Annotated in this window: 3 protein-coding genes and 1 pseudogene; 1 reads left to right on the forward strand and 3 read right to left on the reverse strand. The window is 74.2% G+C overall.

Features of this window, described 5'->3' with window-relative positions:
* Positions 1-33 precede the first annotated feature (33 nt).
* The 3 genes from ACWEVO_RS30580 to ACWEVO_RS30590 form a co-directional block, all read right to left on the reverse strand.
* Positions 34-573 carry an NUDIX domain-containing protein gene (locus ACWEVO_RS30580; RefSeq protein ID WP_452310935.1) on the reverse strand — a complete coding sequence of 180 codons (540 nt, stop codon included), beginning with the start codon at positions 571-573 and terminating at the stop codon, positions 34-36.
* Between the two features lie 46 nt (positions 574-619).
* Positions 620-2,410, reverse strand: a complete 1,791-nt coding sequence (locus ACWEVO_RS30585; RefSeq protein WP_452310937.1) for a RelA/SpoT family protein — start codon at positions 2,408-2,410, stop codon at positions 620-622.
* 127 nt (positions 2,411-2,537) lie between these two features.
* Complete coding sequence (locus ACWEVO_RS30590; RefSeq protein ID WP_452310936.1) at positions 2,538-4,295, reverse strand: DEDD exonuclease domain-containing protein; 1,758 nt, start codon at positions 4,293-4,295, stop codon at positions 2,538-2,540.
* Between the two features lie 127 nt (positions 4,296-4,422).
* On the opposite strand from ACWEVO_RS30590, the pseudogene ACWEVO_RS30595 reads away from it, so the two are divergent.
* Positions 4,423-4,662, forward strand: a pseudogene (locus ACWEVO_RS30595) (NYN domain-containing protein); the annotation flags it as partial.

The raw sequence follows: 4,662 nt of genomic DNA on the forward strand, positions 1-4,662 counted from the left end.
GCGCGCCGCCGGGGCGGCGCGGGCCGGGGCCGGTCACCGGGCGGGCGGCGGCACCGGCGGGACCTCGCCGGCGCGGGGTCCGATGCCGTAGTGGGCGAGCAGGTTGGCGGTGGCCCGGCTCAACCGGGGCAGGTCGTCCAGCGGGTGCCAGGCGGCCTCGAAGACCTCGGCGCCGTCCACCGTCAGCTCCGTCGTCGAGGCCGGCACCTCGGTCTCGAAGACCACGTCCACCCAGCCCTGGGCGTGCACCACCGCGTTGGGCACGGCCGGGCGCAGCCGGTCGGGGGAGAGCCGGATGCCGGACTCCTCGTAGAGTTCCCGGGCCGCGCCCACCACCGGCGCCTCGGCCCGCTCCAGCAGGCCGGCCGGCAACGTCCAGCTGTGCCCGGGCGGCTGGCGCAGCAGCAGAAGCCGCCCGGCGCCGTCGGCCTCGGTGTCGCGGACCAGGACCACCGCGCCGACGATGTACTTCGGCACGGCGAGCCGCACCAGCCGCCGGCGCAGCCGGACCGGCAGGCGGTAGAAGAGCCGGTAGCCGAGGGCCCGTCCGGTGGCACGCGCGCGGGGGATCATGCCTGTAAGGCTAGTGGTCGCAGGGTCGGGCCGCCGGAGCGGCGGCCTAAGGCCGGTGGTCGACGAGATCGATCAGTTGCTCGACCACGGTGTCCGGCTCGACGGCCCGGTCGAAGACCGCCACCAGCATGGTCTCCAGGTCGGGGTAGCCCAGCTCCTCGGAGAGGCGCAGCAGCGGCAGGTCGCTGGCCAGCCCGCGGTTGTGCTTGCGCAGCGCCAGTCCGATGCTGGCCCGGCCGAGGCGTACCTTGTCGGCGATCGAGATGCCCGGCTCGGTGTGCGCGGCGAACCAGCGGTTGATCTGCATCTGGGCGTGCGGCGACTTGACGAAGTCCAGCCACTCGCGGCGCGGTCCGCGCGGCGCGACGTCGGCCTCGAAGCCGCTCTCCGCGTCGCCCTCGGTGAAGATCTCCACCACGTCGCCCTCCTCCAGTTCGGAGGAGAGCGGGGCGAGCCGGCCGTTGATCCGCGCGGCGAGGCAGTGGTCACCGCGTTCCGTGCCGAGCTCGTACGCGAGGTCGACCGGGGTGGCACCGGCCGGGAGGACGATCTGCCGCCCGTCGGCGACCACCTGGATCTGGGCCTCCGCGAGGTCGCACCGGAGCGACGCCATGAACTGGGTCGGGTCGACCGCCTCCTGCTCCCAGTCGAGCACCCGGCGCAGCCAGGCCAGCTCGTCGGCCCGGTCCGCGGCCCGGCCGACGGCGCGGGGGAAGCGGTAGTGGGCGGCGACGCCGTACTCGGCGGAGCGGTGCATCTCCTCGGTGCGGATCAGCACCTCCACGGTGCGGTCCTGCGGCCCGCAGACGCTGGTGTGCAGGGACCGGTAGAGGTTGTTCTTGGGGGAGGCGATGAAGTCCTTGAAGCGCCCCGGCACCGGGCGCCAGAGGCCGTGCACCGCGCCGAGCGCGGCGTAGCAGTCGGTGGCCGGGCCCTCCACCACGATCGCGATGCGGGGCAGGTCGTACGGCGCGGCGTGGCCGCCGGCGACGGTGTCCTTCCAGATCGAGTAGAGGTGCCGGGGACGGGGGGAGACGTGTGCGTCGACCCGGCTGCGGCGCAACGCCGCCTTCGTCCTGGTCACCACGTCGTCCAGATACGCGGCCCAGCCCGGCCGGTCATGCACGAAGCGGGCGATCCGGGCGTGCTCCTCCGGTTGGAGGTGCAGCAGCACCACGTCGTCGAGCTCGCGTTTGAGCGTCTGGATGCCGAGCCGGTCGCAGAGCGGGACGAGCACCTCGAGGGTCTTGCGGGCGATCCGCTCCCGGGAGGCGGCGGAGCGTACGCCGAGGGTGCGCATGTTGTGCAGCCGGTCGGCCAGCTTGATGATCAGCACCCGGACGTCCTTGCCGGCCGCGACGATCATCTTGCGGACGGTCTCCGCCTCGGCGGCCTTGCCGTAGAACGCCTTGTCGAACTTGGTCACCCCGTCGACCAGATGGGCCACCTGGCGGCCGAAGTCCTCCTGGAGCGCCTGCAGGGTGTAGCGGGTGTCCTCCACCGTGTCGTGCAGCAGCGCGGCGACCAGGGTGGTGGTGTCCATGCCGAGGTCGGCGCAGATCTGGGCGACCGCGAGCGGGTGGGTGATGTACGGCTCGCCGCTCTTGCGGAACTGCCCGCGGTGCATGTTCTCGGCGATCGTGTACGCCCGGCGCAGCACCGAGGCGTCGGCGTTGGCGTGGATCCCCCGGTGGGCGCGGACCAGCGCGGTGACCGGGTCGCCGTCGGTGGTGGGCCAGGTGAGCAGGGCGCGCAGCCGCCGGGTCAGCGGCAGCTCGCCGGGCTGGGTCGGAAGGGCGCCGCCCAGGGCGGCGCCGCGTCCGGCGTCGACGTCCACCTGGGACACCTCCTCACCCCGGCCCCGGGTCGCCGAGCCCGACGACCGGGAGCAGGCCCGCGAAACGGGCAGGACTGCACTTCTCTAACAGCCTAAGCGAGGTGAGGTCGTCCGATCGGACACTTGGTCATGAGCGTTCGGTCGAGAGTTGATGGGACGCGCCGTTTTCCGCCTTGGTCAGGAGGGCACGGAACCGCCCCGCGCCGGTGGTCGGCGACGCCCAGCCGGAGGACGCCTCCACCAGCCGGGTCTCCGGTCGTTCCAACCAGGACAGGATGCGTTCGGTCTCCTCGGCGGTGGCCGCCGGCACCGGGCCGTGCCCGGGCAGCACGGTCTCGGCGGTGGCCCGGATCGCGGCGATGGTCGGTCGAGGATGGACACCGGGCGGGGAGACCCCGGCGCCGGCCAGCCGGCCGTACCGGACCAGGGCCAGCTCCCAGCCGCCCCGGGCGGCCGGGCGAGCGGCGGCCAGCTCGGCGATCCCGGTGAGCGCCGCCAGCCGCTGCATGCGCACCGCCGCGCGCAGCACCGCCGCCAGCCGGCTCCGGACCACCGCGGCCTCCTCGTACCGCTGGGCCGCCGAGAGCACCTCGATCCGGGCGAGCAGGGCGTCCACCACCACCTGCGGGTCGTTGGCGGTGGCGGTGCGGAACGGGGTGGCGGCGCGGTGCTCGTACTCCTCCGGGGTGATCCGGTGCTCGCAGGGCGCCGGGCAGCGGCCCAGCTCGGCCAGCGCGCAGGCCGGCAGGGTGGTGCGCCGGGAGAGCCGGTGCGTGCACTGGCGCAGCGGCACCGCGTCGTGGAAGCCGGCGGCGGCCAGCTCGGCGGCCTGCTTGGAGCGGAACGGGCCGAGGTAGGCGGTGTCGGCGGGGGTGAGGTCGCGCACGATGGACAGCCGGGGGTACGCCTCGTCGGTCAGCTTCAGCCAGACCTGCCGCTCCGGGTACTTGGAGCGCCGGTTGTACGGCGGCGCGTGCGCGGCGATCAGCCGCAGCTCCCGGACCTCCGCCTCCAGCGAGTGGGCGCACTCGACCGCCTCGACCCGCTCGGCGGCGGCCAGCATCTCCGAGATCCGGGCCCGCTTCTCGCCGGCGGTGAAGTAGCTGCGTACCCGGGTCGCGATGTCACCGGAGGTGCCGACGTAGAGCGGCCGGTCGTCGGCGGCCCGGAAGATGTAGACCCCGGGCACCTTCGGCAGCCCGTCGGCCAGGTGCCGTTTGCGACGCTGGGTGGGGGTGACCGCCCGGGCGAACTCGATCGCCTCGCCGATCGTGTCGACCCGGTGCCCGCCCAGCCGCGCGATCAGCCCGTGCAGCACGTCGACGGTGGCCTTGGCGTCGTCCAGCGCGCGGTGGGTCGGCTGGGTCGCGGTGCGGAAGTAGGCGGCCAGGGTGCCCAGCTTGCGGTTGGGCACCTCGTCGCGGGTGAGCACCCGGCGGGCCAGCGCCGCGGTGTCCAGCACCCGCGGGTTGGGCCAGCGGTAGCCGTGCTTGGCGCAGGCGGCCTTGAGGAAGCCCACGTCGTACGGGGCGTTGTGGGCGACCAGCACGGCGTCGGAGACGAACTCCAGGAAGCTCGGCAGCACCTGCTCGATCGGCGGGGCGGGGAGCAGCATGGCCTGGGTGATCCCGGTCAGCACGGTGATGAACGGCGGAATCGGCACGCCCGGGTTGACCAGGGTGGCGAGCACGCCCAGCTCCTCGCCGCCGCGGACCTTCACCGCGCCGATCTCGGTGATGCCGCCGCCGTCCGGCGCGCCCCCGGTGGTCTCCAGGTCGACCACCACGAAGGTGGTCGCGTAGAGCGGCAGGGCGGGGTCGACCCCACCGTCCGCCGTCCGGTCCAGGCCGGCCAGCGCCTCCTGGACGTACTCCGTTCCGGTCACCCGCGGCACGGTAGTGGCCGGGTCCGACACTCCCGTCCCAGCTACCCCAGGCGTTACCACGGGGATAGGATGAGAGATCGGCTCACTCACCCGGCGGTGGGCCCGTTCGGGGTGGGAGACTTGCCACATGCCCCTCACCGAGCCGTACGACGACCACTTCTCCGCGGAGGAGGAGTCGGTGGTCGACGCGCACGCCGCCGGTGAGGCCGCGGGCACGCCGGAGCCGGACGCGGAGGCCGCGCCCGAGCCGGAGCCCACCTTGCCCGAGCCGGTCCGGCAGCGGATCGTGGCGCTGACCGCCGCCGTGCTGCCCGGCCTGCCCGCCGACGAGGTGCCGGTCCCGCTGCGCCGGGTGGCCAAGTTCGCC

The organism is Micromonospora sp. NPDC003776, from assembly GCF_053605645.1.